The sequence below is a fragment of the Caulobacter sp. GW821-FHT12D05 genome (genome assembly GCF_058807295.1).
The window spans coordinates 843,056-858,118 of sequence record NZ_JBXAQO010000004.1; the positions used below are offsets into that span (position 1 = coordinate 843,056).

General features: G+C 66.5%; 15 protein-coding genes and 1 pseudogene. 8 read left to right on the forward strand and 8 right to left on the reverse strand.

The window, feature by feature from the left end:
• Positions 1-54: 54 nt before the first annotated feature.
• From rho to hemE, 4 genes are all read right to left on the reverse strand, one after another.
• Positions 55-1,488 carry a transcription termination factor Rho gene (gene rho, locus AC1RRR_RS22205; protein WP_492816152.1) on the reverse strand — a complete coding sequence of 478 codons (1,434 nt, stop codon included), beginning with the start codon at positions 1,486-1,488 and terminating at the stop codon, positions 55-57.
• 359 nt (positions 1,489-1,847) lie between these two features.
• Entirely contained in the window at positions 1,848-2,315 is a 468-nt protein-coding gene (locus AC1RRR_RS22210; RefSeq protein WP_492816154.1) for a CopD family protein, read from the reverse strand.
• Entirely contained in the window at positions 2,312-3,340 is a 1,029-nt protein-coding gene (hemH, locus tag AC1RRR_RS22215; RefSeq protein ID WP_492816156.1) for a ferrochelatase, read from the reverse strand. Before hemH ends, AC1RRR_RS22210 begins: the two co-directional genes overlap by 4 nt.
• Positions 3,341-4,384 (reverse strand): uroporphyrinogen decarboxylase, encoded by a 1,044-nt coding sequence (gene hemE / locus AC1RRR_RS22220; protein WP_492816158.1) that lies wholly within the window; start codon positions 4,382-4,384, stop codon positions 3,341-3,343. It abuts the gene before it with no gap.
• A 447-nt stretch (positions 4,385-4,831) separates the two neighbouring features.
• Here hemE and AC1RRR_RS22225 point away from each other — a divergent pair, with 447 nt between their 5' ends.
• The 6 genes from AC1RRR_RS22225 (at position 4,832) to AC1RRR_RS22250 (ending at position 8,770) form a co-directional block, all read left to right on the forward strand.
• Positions 4,832-5,737 carry a pyruvate, water dikinase regulatory protein gene (locus AC1RRR_RS22225; RefSeq protein ID WP_492816160.1) on the forward strand — a complete coding sequence of 302 codons (906 nt, stop codon included), beginning with the start codon at positions 4,832-4,834 and terminating at the stop codon, positions 5,735-5,737.
• The gene (locus AC1RRR_RS22230) at positions 5,734-6,327 is read left to right on the forward strand and encodes a Maf family protein (protein ID WP_492816162.1); all 594 of its coding nucleotides are present in this window, start codon (positions 5,734-5,736) and stop codon (positions 6,325-6,327) included. Before AC1RRR_RS22225 ends, AC1RRR_RS22230 begins: the two co-directional genes overlap by 4 nt.
• Positions 6,324-7,175, forward strand: coding sequence for a shikimate dehydrogenase (gene aroE, locus AC1RRR_RS22235; protein ID WP_492816164.1), 852 nt, complete (start codon positions 6,324-6,326; stop codon positions 7,173-7,175). Before AC1RRR_RS22230 ends, aroE begins: the two co-directional genes overlap by 4 nt.
• Before the next feature lie 3 nt (positions 7,176-7,178).
• Positions 7,179-7,778: a dephospho-CoA kinase gene (gene coaE / locus AC1RRR_RS22240; protein ID WP_492816166.1), complete on the forward strand. Its 600-nt coding sequence runs from the start codon at positions 7,179-7,181 to the stop codon at positions 7,776-7,778.
• Positions 7,779-7,809: 31 nt separating this feature from the next.
• Positions 7,810-8,520 (forward strand): DNA polymerase III subunit epsilon, encoded by a 711-nt coding sequence (dnaQ, locus tag AC1RRR_RS22245; protein ID WP_492816168.1) that lies wholly within the window; start codon positions 7,810-7,812, stop codon positions 8,518-8,520.
• Positions 8,521-8,587: 67 nt separating this feature from the next.
• A complete protein-coding gene (locus AC1RRR_RS22250; protein WP_492816170.1) occupies positions 8,588-8,770 on the forward strand; it encodes a hypothetical protein in 183 nt (60 codons plus the stop codon).
• On the opposite strand, the gene AC1RRR_RS22255 is transcribed toward AC1RRR_RS22250, so the two are convergent.
• Positions 8,753-9,589 (reverse strand): helix-turn-helix transcriptional regulator, encoded by an 837-nt coding sequence (locus tag AC1RRR_RS22255; RefSeq protein ID WP_492816172.1) that lies wholly within the window; start codon positions 9,587-9,589, stop codon positions 8,753-8,755. The genes AC1RRR_RS22250 and AC1RRR_RS22255 overlap by 18 nt on opposite strands.
• A gap of 94 nt (positions 9,590-9,683) precedes the next feature.
• Between AC1RRR_RS22255 and AC1RRR_RS22260 the strand changes: the two genes are divergently transcribed.
• Positions 9,684-10,556 (forward strand): SDR family oxidoreductase, encoded by an 873-nt coding sequence (locus tag AC1RRR_RS22260; protein WP_492816174.1) that lies wholly within the window; start codon positions 9,684-9,686, stop codon positions 10,554-10,556.
• A gap of 15 nt (positions 10,557-10,571) precedes the next feature.
• Positions 10,572-10,661, forward strand: a pseudogene (locus tag AC1RRR_RS22265) (hypothetical protein); the annotation flags it as partial.
• Positions 10,662-10,667: 6 nt separating this feature from the next.
• On the opposite strand, the gene AC1RRR_RS22270 reads toward AC1RRR_RS22265, so the two are convergent.
• The 3 genes from AC1RRR_RS22270 to AC1RRR_RS22280 form a co-directional block, all read right to left on the reverse strand.
• Positions 10,668-11,474: an exodeoxyribonuclease III gene (locus AC1RRR_RS22270; protein WP_492816176.1), complete on the reverse strand. Its 807-nt coding sequence runs from the start codon at positions 11,472-11,474 to the stop codon at positions 10,668-10,670.
• A 318-nt stretch (positions 11,475-11,792) separates the two neighbouring features.
• Positions 11,793-12,434: an outer-membrane lipoprotein carrier protein LolA gene (locus tag AC1RRR_RS22275; RefSeq protein WP_492816178.1), complete on the reverse strand. Its 642-nt coding sequence runs from the start codon at positions 12,432-12,434 to the stop codon at positions 11,793-11,795.
• Between the two features lie 133 nt (positions 12,435-12,567).
• A complete protein-coding gene (locus AC1RRR_RS22280; protein WP_492816179.1) occupies positions 12,568-15,048 on the reverse strand; it encodes an FtsK/SpoIIIE family DNA translocase in 2,481 nt (826 codons plus the stop codon).
• Between the last annotated feature and the right edge of the window lie 15 nt (positions 15,049-15,063).

The following is a 15,063-nucleotide window of genomic DNA, read 5'->3' on the forward strand; positions in this document are numbered from 1 at the left end:
AGGCCCCGGGTAGAACCGGGGCCTTTCTCGTATCCGCAGTGAGTCTGGTCGGACTCAGGTGTTCATCGACTGGAAGAAGTCGCCGTTGGTCTTGGACTGACGCAGCTTGTCGAGCAGGAACTCGATCGCGTCCGACGCGCCCATCGGGTTGAGAATCCGGCGCAGGACGTAGGTCTTGGTCAGCTGATCGCGCGGCGTGATGAGCTCTTCCTTGCGGGTGCCCGACTTGAGCACGTCGATGGCCGGGAAGATGCGCTTGTCGGCAACCTTGCGGTCCAGGACGATTTCCGAGTTACCGGTGCCCTTGAACTCTTCGAAGATCACTTCGTCCATGCGGCTGCCGGTGTCGATCAGGGCCGTGGCGATGATCGAGAGCGAACCGCCCTCTTCCACGTTCCGCGCCGCGCCGAAGAAGCGCTTCGGGCGCTGCAGGGCGTTGGCGTCGACACCGCCGGTCAGCACCTTGCCCGACGACGGGACGGTGGTGTTGTAGGCGCGGCCCAGACGGGTGACCGAGTCCAGCAGGATGACGACGTCGCGCTTGTGCTCGACCAGGCGCTTGGCCTTTTCGATGACCATCTCGGCCACCTGGACGTGGCGGGTCGCCGGCTCGTCGAAGGTTGAGGCGATCACCTCGCCCTTCACCGTGCGCTGCATGTCGGTGACTTCTTCCGGGCGCTCGTCGATCAGCAGGACGATCAGGTAGCACTCGGGGTGGTTGGTCTCGATCGACTTGGCGATGTTCTGCAGCATGACCGTCTTACCCACGCGCGGCGGGGCGACGATCAGGCAGCGCTGGCCCTTGCCGAGCGGGGCGACGATGTCGATGACCCGGCCCGAACGATCCTTGATGGTCGGATCGGGCAGTTCCATGTGCAGGCGCTCGTCGGGATAGAGCGGCGTCAGGTTGTCGAAGTGGACCTTGTGGCGGACGTTGTCCGGGCTCTCGAAATTGATCTTCGAGACATTGGTCAGGGCGAAGTAGCGCTCGCCTTCGCGCGGCGAGCGGATGGCGCCGTCGACGCTGTCGCCGGTGCGCAGGCCATACTTCCGGATCTGCGAGGGCGAGACGTAGATGTCGTCCGGGCCCGGCAGGTAGTTGGCTTCCGGCGAGCGCAGGAAGCCGAAGCCGTCCTGAACCACTTCCATGGTGCCCGAGCCCGAGATCTCCACGCCTTCTTCGGCGAGGGTCTTCAGGATCGCGAACATCATGTCCTGCTTGCGCATGGAGTTGGCGTTCTCGACCTCGAAGGTCTCGGCGAACGCCAGCAGGTCGGCCGGGGATTTCTCCTTCAGCTCCTGCAGGGACATGGACTTCAGGCCCAGGGCCGCGACGGCCGCGGCAATGTCGGAGCCGTCGTCTTCGCCTTCGGCCTCGGCTTCCGCATCGGCGGAAGCGGCCTCGACCGTCGTATCGATATCGACGGAGGAGTCTTCGGTGGTCGCGTCTTCAGCGGCCGGGATTTCGTTTTCGGTTTCTTCGGTCATGACAAGACTCAAGAGTGGGCGCGGACCCCAGGGCGGAGTCCGGCCGGTAAGACTTCGATAGTCACGCTGGTTTGCCCATCAGGACGGACCAGGCGAGCGCGTCGGTTGACGATGACGCGGATCGTTCGGGGGACGGACCTTGGAGCGGATCGCTCGCGGGGCGCGCCAGGACGGGCGCCGGTCCGTAGAGAGGTGGGTTCGAAACACGAACCTTTTGGATGCAAACCACGTGGGACGCGGCCGGTCAAGCGGCGGGTCCGAAACCCTCGTCCTTCGACAAGCTCAGGATGAGGGTTTCTAGTGTCTCGGCCTTACCAGTAGACCTTACCCTGAGCCTGTCGAAGGGCGAGGACGGACCCTCAGTGGTTCAGGAACTTCGTCGTCACCGAGATGACGATGATGATCGCCAGCACGAACGGGATCTCGTTCGTGGCCCGCCAGAACTTTTCCGAGCGGGTGTTCTCGCCGCGCTCGAACTTCTTGCGCGAGGCCGACAGGAAACCGTGCCAGGCATAGAGACCGACCAGGGCCACCAGCTTGGTGATCATCCAAGGCTGGGCCAAGAAGCCCCAGCCCCGGATGGCGCTGTCGGCCAGGATCAAGCACAGGCCGAATACGAAGGTCGCGATCGAGGCTGGGTTGATGATCCCGCGCAGCAGCCGGCGCTCCATGACCTTGAAGGTCTCGTCCATCTCCGAGCCGAGCGCGGCGCCGGTGTGATAGACGAACAGGCGCGGCAGGTAGAGCAGCCCCGCCATGAAGGCGATGACCGACAGGATGTGCAGGCCCCGGAACACGTTGAAGTGGGCCACCAGGAAATCGATCACGCCGAGGCTTCCTCATTGCAGGGACAGTTTTCAGGTCCGCGCCAATCGCCGCCGGGGATGACCCCGCCAGTGGCCATCGCCTTGGCGACCATGCCGGCAAGACCAGAGATGAACTCCGGCGCGACACCCAGGGCCGGCACGCGGATGTAGGGCGCGACCCCGACCTCCCGAGCCAGCTCGGCATATTCGTGGTCCAGCTCGACCAGGGTCTCGACATGCTCGGAGACGAAGGCGATCGGGGTGACGATCACGCCCTTCCCGTCCGCGCCGGCCCGGCGGATCTCGTCGTCGGTCGAGGGACCGATCCACTTCATCGGCCCGACCCGGCTCTGGTAGCAGACCGTCCAGTCCAGACCGGCCGGCAGCTTGGCGGCGACCGCGGCGGCCGTGGCCTCCACCTGCTTCTGGTAGGGATCGCCGGCCAGGATGACCTTCTCCGGCAGGCCATGAGCCGAGAACAGCAGGCGGACATTCGTCGGCGAACCGGCCTTCTCCCAGGTCTCGCGGATCAGTCGGGCATGGGCCTCGACCAGGCCGGCTTCGTCCGGGTAGCAGCACACCGTCGTCTGGCGGCCCGAGCCCTTGTAGGTCTCGCGCCAGGCTTTCAGCGACGACGCCGTCGTGGTCGCCGAGAACTGCGGATAGAGCGGCAACAGCACGATTTCATCGGGTGCGAACGCACTGACCTGCTTGGCCGTCTCGCCGGTCAGCGGGTTCCAGTAGCGCATGGCGATGAAGCACTTGGCCTCGACGCCCGGCAGGCTCTCGGCAAGCTGCGCTTCCAGCGCCCGCGCCTGCTTTTCCGTCTCCGGCAGCAGCGGCGAGCCACCGCCCATGATCGCGTAGTTGGCCTTGGCGGTCTTCTCGCGGGTCGTGGAGATCAGCGCCGCCAGCGGATAGCGAAACAGCGCCGGCAAGCCGATGATCGCCGGATCGCGGAACAGGTTGAACAGGAACGGCCGCACTGCCGACGGACCATCCGGTCCGCCCAGATTGAACAAGACGACGGCGAGCTTCTTGGCCACCTAGCCGCCCACCTTCACGCCCGTCACCCGTTCCAGCACCAGCTCGACATTGGCGATCGGCGTGTCGGGCAGGATGCCGTGGCCCAGGTTGAAGATGTAGGGACCCTGGTTCCACTGTTCCAGCAGCTGGTCGACGCGACGCAACAGTTCATCGCCGCCGGCCCGCAGCAGCAGCGGATCGAGCGCGCCCTGAATGGTCTTGGTCTTCTGGATCGATTGGCCCAGTTTCGCCGACGCCGAGGTGTCCAGCGCCACGCCCTGCACCGGGACCTTGGCCGCATAGTCCTCGACCAGCGTCCCGGCCCCACGCGGGAAACCGATGATCGGAACCGTCACGCCCCGCGCCCGCAGGCCTTCGATGATCTTGATGTGCGGCTGGGTGACCAGGCGATCGAACAGCGGCTCGGACAGGCCCTCGGCCCAGCTCTCGAACAGCTTCAGGGCCTGGGCCCCGGCGTCGACCTGCATGGCCAGGTAGTCGACCGTCGAGTCGACCAGCACCTGGATCAGGGCGTCCAGCTTTTCGGCGTTCTGGTAGGCGTAGGTCCGCGCGCCGCTGCGATCGCTGGAACCGCCTTCGATCATGTAGGTCGCCACCGTCCACGGCGCGCCGGCGAAGCCGATCAGGGCCTTCGACGGATCAAGCGCCGAGCGAACCCTCGTCAGCGTCTCCCCGACGAGCTTGAGGGCCTCACCCGCATTCCCGGCCTTGTCGGCCATGGACTCGATCGACGGCATCTCGCCCAGCTTGGGACCTTCGCCGGCCTCGAACCAGACCTTCTGGCCCAAGGCGCCGGGGATCAGCAGGATGTCGGCGAACACGATCGAGGCGTCGTACGGAAACCGCCGCATCGGCTGCAGCGTGACTTCCGCCGCCTTCTCCGGATCGAAGCAGAACGAGATGAAGTCTGGGGCCGTGGCCCGCACCGCGCGGTACTCCGGCAGATACCGACCCGCCTGGCGCATGAACCAGATCGGCGGATGGGCATGCGTCTCGCCGGCGAGCGTTGAGAGAAATTTAGGGATTTGCGTGGGAGACGTCATGGCTCGGGTTAAAGCCCGGTCCTCGCTTGGGCTCAAGCCCGTAAGACCCTTAAGTCCCTCCCTTCATATCTTAATAAGAATTTAAGATTTGAAAGAGGGTGTTGGAGGGCAACTGCAAAGTGGGGAAAACGCCTGACAGGCGAGTGACTCGCACAGCCCATCCCGCCTTACCCCCAGGCCTTCCCACATGTGGTTAAGGGTCTGTTAATCATGTGGATGGTCCGGCAGCGCTTTGAAGACCTTAATGAATTCTTAACTCGCGACGGCGGGACAAAGACCCCTCACGAGACTCTGTCCGCAGCTTTGGACAGCCGGGATTCACTTCATGGGGGATGCGGGGCGAGCCTGGGGATGATACGCGAGCAATGCGACCGTTGATCACAGCGGCGCCGTGTCACGACGTCCAAAGGCCCATTTGGCGCCCAGGCGTCCCCAGGGGCGAGGCAAGTGGTTAAGCAACCGTTAACGGATGATCCACAGGAGAGTCTGGGTCAGGGAGACGGCGAACGGCTGCCGCCGCGCTTCGCGACCTACTTCCATATCCACCTGGTGTCGGACTCCACGGGCGAGACTCTGAACGCCATGGCGCGCGCGGTGTGCGCCCGTTTCACCGATATCCTGCCTATCGAACACATCTACGCGCTTGTTCGTTCCACACGGCAACTTGACCGGGCGTTGGAAGAGATCGGCGGCGCCCCGGGCGTGGTGATGCACACCATCGTCGATCCGAACCTGCGCGCGGCGCTGGAAGAAGGCTGCCGCAAGCTGGAAATGCCCTGCATCGCGGCCCTGGATCCGGTGATCAGCGCCATGTCGCGTTATCTGGGTGCGCGGATCTCGACCCGCGTCGGGGCCCAGCACGCCCTGACCAACGACTATTTCGATCGCATCGAGGCCCTGGACTACGCCATCGCTCATGACGACGGCCAAGGCGGTCAGGACCTGACCCAGGCCGATGTCATCCTGGTCGGCGTGTCGCGGACGTCGAAAACTCCGACCTGCATCTATCTGGCGCACCGGGGCGTGCGCGCCGCCAATGTGCCGCTGGTGCCGGGCCGCCCGCCGCCGCCCGAGCTGTTCGAACTGAAGAACACCCTGATCGTCGGTCTGATCACCTCGCCCGATCGTCTGATCCAGATCCGCCGTAATCGCCTGCTCTCCCTCAAGGAAAACAGAGAGAGCGACTATGTCGACAGCGACGCCGTGCGCCAGGAGATCATCGCCGCCCGCCGCCTCTTCGAGCGCATGAACTGGCCGACCATCGACATCACCCGCCGCTCGGTTGAGGAGACGGCGGCGGCGATCATCAACCTGTTGTCGGGCGGTCGCGGCAAGGTCGAGGTCCTGGGATGACGCCTGTTACCCTCGCGTCGAAGAGTTCGGCGCGCCAGATGATCCTCAAGAACGCCGGCGTCGCCTTCGAGGCGGTTAGCCCCGGCGTTGATGAGGAGGCGGCCAAGGCCGGCCTGCTGGCCGAAGAGGTCACCCCTCGAGACATCGCCGACGCCCTGGCCGAGATGAAAGCGGTCAAGGTTTCGAAGAAGCGCCCCGGCCTGGTGATCGGCGCCGACCAGACGCTCGACCTCAAGGGCAAGCTGTTCGACAAGGCCGAAACCCTGGCTCAGGCGCGCGAGCACCTGCTCGAGCTGCGCGGCACGACCCACAAGCTGCACTCGGCCGTGGTTGTGGCCCGCGACGGCCAGCCGATCTGGCGGATCGTCGAGAGCGCCAAGCTGTCGGTGCGCACGTTCAGCGAGGCCTGGCTCGACGCCTATATAGAGCGTCGCGGCGAGGCCCTGCTGTGGTCGGTCGGCTGCTACGAGCTGGAGAGCGAGGGCGTTCAGCTGTTCGATGCGGTCGACGGCGACTACTTCACCATCCTGGGCCTGCCGCTGATCGGCCTGCTCGATTTCCTGCGCCTGCACGGAGCCTTGGCCGCATGACGATCTCTGGAGCCGCCATCGTCGGCGGCGTCTGCGGCGCGCCGATCAAGCATTCGATGAGCCCGGTCCTGCACAATGCCTGGATCCAGGCGGCGGCCATCGACGCGGCCTATGTGCCGTTCGCGCCGGCGCCTGATCGGTTCGAAGCCTTCGTCGACGGCCTGCGCGGCGGGGCGATCAAGGGCGTCAACGTCACCATCCCCTTCAAGGAGCGGGCCCTGGCCTGCGCCGACACCGCCAGCGACCTGGCCAAGATGGCCGGCGCGGCGAACCTGCTGATCTTCAACGAAGACGGCTCGGTCCATGCCGACAACACCGACGGCCCCGGCTTGCTGGGCGCGATCGACGCCCAGGCTCCCGGCTTCGACGTCACGGCTGCGCCGGTCGTGATCCTGGGCGCTGGCGGCGCGGCCCGCGGTGCCGTGGCGGCTCTGCTGCTAGCCGGCGCGCCCAAGGTCACGATCGTCAACCGCACTTTGGCCCGCGCCCAGGAACTGGTCGACGCGTTCGGCGCCAAGGTGTTCGCGGCCGAAGAAGCGGCCCTGCTCGCCCTGCTCTCCGAGGCTGGTCTGATCATCAACGCCACCTCGCTGGGCCTGAACGGCGGCGAGGGTCCGGCGGCGGACTTCACCCTGACCCCGGAGAACACCGTGGTCATGGACATGGTCTACAAGCCGCTGCGCACAGAGTTTCTCCGCCGCGCCGAGGCCGCCGGCCGCCGCACGGTCGATGGCCTGGAGATGCTGCTGCGCCAGGCCATCCCGACCTTCGAGGCGATCTATGGCGTGACGCCCTCCCCTGAGGTCGATGTGCGGGGCCTGGCCCTCAAGCTGCTGGGCGAGGCGTAGGTCATGCTGGTGCTGGGCCTGACCGGATCGATCGGCATGGGGAAGTCGACCACGTCGACGATGTTCCAGGCCGAGGGCGTGCCGGTCTACGATTCCGATGCGGCCGTGCATGCCCTCTACGCCACCGGTGGTGCGGCTGTGGCGCCGGTCGAGGCGGCCTTCCCCGGCGTGGTCGTGAACGGCGCGATCGACCGCGCCAAGCTCAGCGCCCAGGTGGTCGGCAATTCCGAAGCCCTGGCCAAGCTCGAACAGATCGTCCACCCGCTGGTCGGCGCCCACCGCATCGGCTTCTTCGAGACCGCCCAGGCCGAGGGCCATGAGATCGTCGTCCTCGACATCCCGCTGCTGTTCGAGACCGGCGGCGAGAAGAAGGTCGACAAGGTCGTGGTGGTCTCGGCCCCCGCTGACGTTCAGCGCGCCCGCGTCCTGGCCCGCCCCGAGATGACGCCCGAAAAGTTCGAGGCGATCCTGGCCCGCCAGACGCCCGACGCCGAAAAGCGCGCCCGCGCCGACTTCGTCATCGAGACCGGCCAAGGCCTGGAACACGCTCGCGCCCAGGTCCGCGACCTTCTGACTCTGTTGAGAACTCCCGGCGACGCTTGATGCCGGAGTCGAACGGCTCCATTGAAGGGCCATGGCCCGGGAAATCATCCTCGACACCGAAACCACCGGCTTCGATCCGAAGACGGGCGACCGCCTGGTCGAAATCGGCTGCATCGAGGTGGTCGAGTTCATGCCCACCGGCCGCTCGTTCCACGAATATTGCGACCCGCTGCGGGACATGCCGGCCGAGGCCGAGAAGGTCCACGGCCTGTCGTCGGCCTTCCTGACCGGCAAGCCAAAGTTCCACGAGGTCGCCGACAAGTTCCTGGAGTTCGTCGGCGACAGCGTCGTCGTCGCCCACAACGCCGCCTTCGACCGCAGCTTCATCAATTTCGAGCTGGAGAAGTGCGGCCGCGCGCCGATCGCCGAGGAACGCTGGATCGACACCCTGGCCATGGCCAAGAAGCGCTTTCCGGGCATGTACAACTCGCTCGACGCGCTGTGTAAGCGGTTCAAGATCAGCCTCGACAGCCGCGACAAGCACGGGGCGCTGATCGACTCGCACCTGCTCGCCGAGGTCTATCTGGAACTGCAGGGCGGCAAGGAACGCGCCCTGGAACTGACCCATGTCGAGGCCCTGTCGGTCTCGGCCGCGGTTCAGGGCTCGTACGGCGCCCGCCCGCGCCCCCTGCCCTTCCGCTCGACCGACGCCGAACGCGAAGTCCACGCCGCCTGGATCCGCAAGAACCTCAAGGACAAGGCCCTGTGGATCACCCAGGGCGTGGTCGCGGCCGAGGGCTGAGGTTTCCCGAGCTCTTCTTCCGATTGAGAAACGGCGCTAGACTTCCTGATCCAAGGATCTTGTCGTCATGCGGAACAAGTACAGCTGGGGCCTCTACAACGATCCCCATGATCCACGTCTCATCGTTCCGAAGATGAACCCGATGATGGGCTGGACCCTGAACATCGCTCACCGCCAGGCGCGACTGGGTTTGGCGGCGATCGTGATCGTCTCGGTCGCCTGCATGGCGGCGTCAGCCTTTCTCCACTAACGACCGGACCCGTTCCAGGTCCTCGGCAGTCGCCGGGTTGTAGACGATCATCGCCAGGTCCGGCCGGCCATCGACGCTGAAGGCCGAATATTCGAACGCCACCGCGCCCAGCACCGGGTGGCGCAGGCGTTTGACGCCCTCGCCGTAGTGGCGGACGTCGTTGTCGGCCCACATGGTTGCGAACTCAGGACTGCGGGCGGTCAGTTCGGCGATCAGGGCCTGGACGCCTGCCTCGTTCCCCGCTCCGACCCGTGCGACGTCGGCGCGGAAGGCGGCGACCACGAAGCGGGCGACGCTGTCCCAGTCTGCGTTCATCGCCCGAGCGCGGGGATCGCAGAAAATCCGCCGCAGGATGTTGCGCTCCTCGACCGGCAGCTCGCCATAGTTGGCCAGCACCAGGGTCGCGGCGCGGTTCCAGGCGACCACGTCCCAGGTCGGGGTCTTGATCAGGGCCGGGCTGGGCGACAGGGCGTCCAGCACCCGTTGCAGGCGCGGAGTCACGCCCTGGGTCTCGCGGTAACGGACGTCCGGGGCGCGGCCCAGGCCCAGCAGGAACAGGTGCTCGCGCTCGACCTCGGTCAGCATCAGGGCGCGGGCGATGCGGTCCAGCACGTCGGCCGAGGCCGCGCCGCCCCGGCCCTGTTCCAGCCAGGTGTACCAGGTGGCGCTGATGTGGGCGCGCTGGGCGACCTCCTCGCGGCGCAGGCCGGGCGTGCGGCGACGCGTATTCGAGAAGCCGAGCGCGGCGGCGTCCAGCTTGCTCCGGCGATCGCGCAGGAACGAACCCAGCGGGTTCTCGGTCGAAATCGGCGCGTTCATCCTGTTAGATCTTATACCCGTATAAGCTCACGACTTTAACAGGATGATCTTAGCCCGCAGGATGTTCCACGTGAAATCCCGAAAGGCTTCTTCCATGCGTATTTTTGTTACCGGCGCCACCGGCTTCGTCGGCTCGGCCGTGGTTCCCGAGCTGCTGACTCATGGTCACCAGGTCGTCGGTCTGGTCCGCTCGGACGCCGGCGCGGCGGCGCTCGAGGCAGTCGGCGCCGAGGTGGTGCGCGGCGTGCTTGAGGACAACGAGACCCTGACCCGCGCCGCTTCGGACGCCGACGGTGTGATCCACACCGCCTTCAACCACGACTTCTCGCGCTTCGCTGAGAACTGCCAACTGGACCGCCAAGCCATTGAGGCGCTGGGCGAAGGCTGCATTGGCAAGCCGCTTCTGGTCACCTCGGGCACCGCGCGTCTGGCGCCCGGACGGCTGGCCTTGGAGACCGACATTCCGGCCGAGGGCGTCGACGGTTATCCGCGTCTGTCGGAAGCCACGGCCGCTGGCTTGATCGCCAAGGGTGTCAAGGCCTCGACCGTGCGCCTGGCGCCGTCGACCCACGGTCCCGGCGACCACGGCTTCGTGCCGATGCTGATTGACATCGCCCGTCGCACCGGCGTCTCGGCCTATCTCGGCGAGGGCGAGAACCGCTGGTCAGGCGTGCACCGCCTGGACGCCGCCAAGATCTATCGCCTGGCCATCGAGCGCGGCGTCGGCGGCGAGCGTTACCACGCGGTGGCTGAGGAAGGCGTGGCCTTCAAGGAGATCGCCGCAGCGATCGGCAAGGGTCTTGGCCTACCCGTCGAAAGCCGCCCAGCCGAAGACTTCGGGTGGTTCGCGATGTTTGCCGGCATGGACGCGGCAACCTCCAGCGTCTGGACGCGAGAGACGCTGGGCTGGGCGCCGACGGAAGCCGGACTGCTCGCGGATATCGCGGAAGCGGGGTACTTCGGCTGACGCACCGCGTCGTTCCTCGTCCTTCGACAGGCTCAGGATGAGGACGATTGTTGGCGGCGGTTCAGTAGAAAACCTCATCCTGAGCTTGTCGAAGGACGAGGTTTTCGGTCCCTAGACCTTCAGGTCCGCCGTCACCGGCGCGTGGTCGCTGGGACGTTCCCATTCCCGGACCGTATCGTGGACGCGCGAGGACACCTTGCCGTCCACGATCGCCGCGTCGCGCAAGCCGGGGCTGGCCAGGATGTGGTCCAGGCGCAGGCCGCGGTTGGACTTGCGGAAGTCGGCGGCGCGATAGCTCCACCAGCTGAAAAGCTTCTCCGGCTCGGGCGTCGCCAGGCGCGGCAGGTCCAGAAGATCCATCGACTTCATCATGGCGTCGAAGGCTTCAAGCTCGGTTGGCGTGTGGCTGACCACCTTCAGCATCTGGCGGTGGCTCCAGACGTCGTTCTCGCCGGGCGCGATGTTCAGATCGCCGGTGACGATCAGCGGCGCCTTGGGGTCGCGCTTCTTGAGGGCGGCGGTCAGGGTCTCGTAGAAATCGAGCTTGTGGTCGAACTTCGGGTTGCCGATCCGATCGGGCGTGTCGCCGCCGGCCGGGATGTAGAAGTTCTGGATGTCGACGCCGGCCACCTTGACCGCCACGCAGCGGGCATGGCCCTCGCGGCAGTTCATCAGGGTGGGGACGTCCTCGAACGGCAGGCGCGAGGCGATGGCCACCCCGTGCCAGCCCTTCTGGCCGGCGATCTTCAGATGCTTCAGGCCCATGGCCTCGAAGGCCTCGCGCGGAAACTCGCCCTCCTGGCACTTGATCTCCTGCATGCACAGGACGTCGGGAGCCTGCTCGTCGACGAAACGGGCGGCCTGCTCGGCGCGGAGGCGGACGGAATTGACGTTCCAGGTGGCGATACGGAGGCGCATGGCCCCGCTCTAAAGCTCCGGAACGGGAAACGCCAGCCTGTCAGGACGAGCCCCCGGCCAACGGCCGGTCGCCCAAAAGAAAAACGCCCCGGGCGCTCGTAGCGCCCGGGGACGAAAGTCTAGTCTCTCATGCCGCCGCCGGGAGGGGATAGGATCCGGCACGGTTCGCGAAGAGCGGGTCGGTCGCTCATCGCCATGCGTGTTAAATATGCCACGTCAAAACTTTTAGTCAACCCCGAAGCGGGTTGATTCTTGCCTGTTGTGGTAATGTCACATTCAGGCCGCCTTAGCGGCCTGAACAACAAAAGAGCCGACCAACTACGGCTTGCCGACCTTGCGGCGCGGGTCGGTCAGCACGAACAGCGCGGGATCCAGCTCGCCGGTCTCGGCGAAGTCGCTCAAGCGCACGCGGATCGTGCCGCCCTTGATGTCCGTGACCGTCCAGCCCATCAGCGCCACCGGCGCGTTGGAGAAGTCGATCGAGATCCGGCCCAGCGCCTGGCGGCGGGCGTCCTGAGCTACGATCGTGAAGCCGTCGGCCAGCGGGCGGATGTCGGTGATGATCACGCCGCGATCCAGGCGGACCTCGCGGGCCAGCAGCAGGTTCAGCGGCGTCTTGCTGAGCGGATAGCTCTGGAAGGTCTTCAGCCGGCTGTCGAAAATGTTGACGTTGTTGCCGTTGCTGACGACCAGCAGGCCGGCCGGCGGGTCATAGGCGAACCGCGCCTTGCCCGGACGCTGCATGTAGAGCGTGCCCTGGGTCTGGGTGCCGCGCGCGTCGGTCTGCACGAAGCGGCCCTTGGCCGACGACAGGCCCTGGATATAGGCGGTGGCCTTGTCCAGCATGGCTTGCTGCTCGACGGTCAGCTTGGCCGGGACAGGCTTGGCCTGCTGGGCGAAAGCTGGAGAAGCGATGGCGGCGGCCAGGCCGGCCGCGAGAAGGAAACGGCGATTGGTCATTCGGACTCCTTAGCGCCAACCTTGGCCGCCGCGAAGGCCGCCGCGAGGCCATTTTCCGGCGCTCCGATGAAGCGCCGTTCAGGTTGGGCCCATTTGCTAGAGCGTCAGAACGCGCCCAAACAGCCAAGGTTTCCTACATCGGCGGTGGCGGCGGGGCCAGGATCTCGCGCTTGCCGGCGTGGTTGGCGGCGCCGACGACGCCTTCCTTCTCCATCCGCTCCATCAGCGAGGCGGCGCGGTTGTAGCCGATCTGCAGGCGGCGCTGGATGTAGCTGGTCGAGGCCTTGCGGTCGCGGGTGACCACGGCCACGGCGTGGTCGTAGAGGTCGTTGGCCCCGCCCTCGCCGGCGAAGGCGCCTTCGACGGCCTCTTCCTGCTCCTCGTCGCCGCCGGCGGTGACTTCTTCCAGGTACTGCGGGATGCCCTGGTCGCGCAGGAACTTGGCCACGGCCTCGACTTCGCCGTCCGACACGAACGGACCGTGCAGGCGGGTGATGCGACCGCCGCCGGCCATGTAGAGCATGTCGCCCTGGCCCAGCAGCTGCTCGGCGCCCTGCTCGCCCAGGATGGTGCGGGCGTCGATCTTGCTGGTGACCTGGAAGCTGATCCGGGTCGGGAAGTTGGCCTTGATGGTGCCGGTGATGACGTCGACCGACGGGCGCTGTGTGGCCATGATCAGGTGGATGCCGGCGGCGCGGGCCATCTGGGCCAGACGCTGCACGGCGCCTTCGATGTCCTTGCCGGCCACCATCATCAGGTCGGCCACCTCGTCGATGACCACGACCAGATAGGGCATGGCTTCGGGACGGATCTGCTCGGTCTCGTAGATCGGACGGCCGGCGTCGTCGAAGCCCGTCTGCACGGTGCGCTCGAAGTGCTCGCCCTTGGCGGCAGCCTCGTTGGCCTTCTCGTTATAGCCGCCGATATTGCGCACGCCGATCTTGGACATGCGGCGATAGCGGTCCTCCATCTCGCGGACGGTCCACTTCAGGGCCACGACGGCCTTCTTGGGATCGGTCACGACGGGAGCCAGGAGGTGCGGGATGCCGTCATAGACCGACAGTTCCAGCATCTTGGGATCGACCATGATGAAGCGGCACTTCTCGGGCGGCAGCTTGTACAGGATCGACAGGATCATCGCGTTCACGCCGACCGACTTACCCGAACCGGTCGTACCGGCGATCAGCAGGTGAGGCATCTTGGCCAGGTCGGCGATATAGGGCTCGCCGCCGATGGTCTCGCCCAGCGCCATGGGCAGGATCTGGCTGGCCTTCTCATAGTCGGCGCTGCTCAGCAGGTCGCGCAGATAGACCGTCTCGCGCTTGGAGTTCGGCATTTCGATGCCGATGGCGTTGCGGCCCTGGGCCACCGCCACGCGGCACGAGATCACGCTCATCGAGCGGGCGATGTCGTCGGCCAGGGCCACGACGCGGGCGGTCTTGACGCCCGGGGCCGGCACCAGTTCGTACATGGTGACCACGGGGCCGGGGCGGATCTGGTCGATCTGGCCCTTGACGCCGAACTCGGCCAGCACGCTTTCCAGCAGGCGGGCGTTCTGGCGCAGCGAGCCGGCGTCGACTTCCGACGAGCGCGGCTTGGCCTTGGCCAGCATGGCCAGCTCGGGCAGCTGGAAGCCGGCGTCTTCGTCGAAGTCGAAGGCCTTCTGCTGTTCGCGAGCTTCGCGGCCGGATTCCTTGGGCGCGGTCTTGGGCTTGGCGATGGCCATCGGACGGGCGTCGAGCATGTCCTCGAACTCGTCCTCGTCGTCCTGAGCCGGCGGCGGGGTGTAGGCGCGCTCGGGCGAGCTGATGGCGGTCGGCGCGGCGACGATCGCGTCATCGTCATCATCGATCGGTGGCAGGCGGCCAGGACGCTCACGCTTGGGCGCGGCTTCTGCCTTTTCCTTTCGGACGCGGGCCGGCTTGGCGACCGGGGCCGGCGCGGGCTCCGGCTCGGCGCGGACGCGCGGCTGTAGGGCGTTGCTGACGGCGGTGTGGATGGCGTCGGGATCGACCTCGCGCACGCCGATGGCGAAGCCCAGGGCGACGATGGCGGCGATGGCGAACAGGATGGCCGAGATGACCGTGGCGCCGGGAATGTGGGCGAAGCCCAGGATGCCGGCCACCCCGTGCAGCAGCGCGTCACCCCAGAAACCGCCCAGGCCCTTTTCCAGCTGCCAGATCGCCGGCGGCGGGGGAGCGGCCAGTACGGCCGACAGGGCCAGCAGGCCCAGGGCGCCGACGACCGCGCGCTGGCGCAGGTCCTTGCGCTCGGCGTCCGGGTCGGCCTGGGCCACGCGGGTGACGCCGAACACCAGCATCAGCAATGCAACCCCCCAGGCCGACAGGCCGAGAGATTGCATCAAGAGGTCGGAGATCATTGCGCCCAGGCCGCCCAGCGCATTGCGCGCCGGCTCGCCGGTGGCGGCGTTGAAGCTGGGATCGGTGGCGTTGTAGGTGGCGATGGCCAGCAGCAGGACGGCCCCGATCACGGTGACGACCCCGCCCCGGAACCGGGCGGTCCAGGGCTGGACCCAGCCGTAACGGAACGCGTCCCACAGGAGCTCCGTCGTGGATCGCCGCGCGGCTCGCGCCATGAAAGTCTCCGAACTCAACTTCGTATCCCGGGC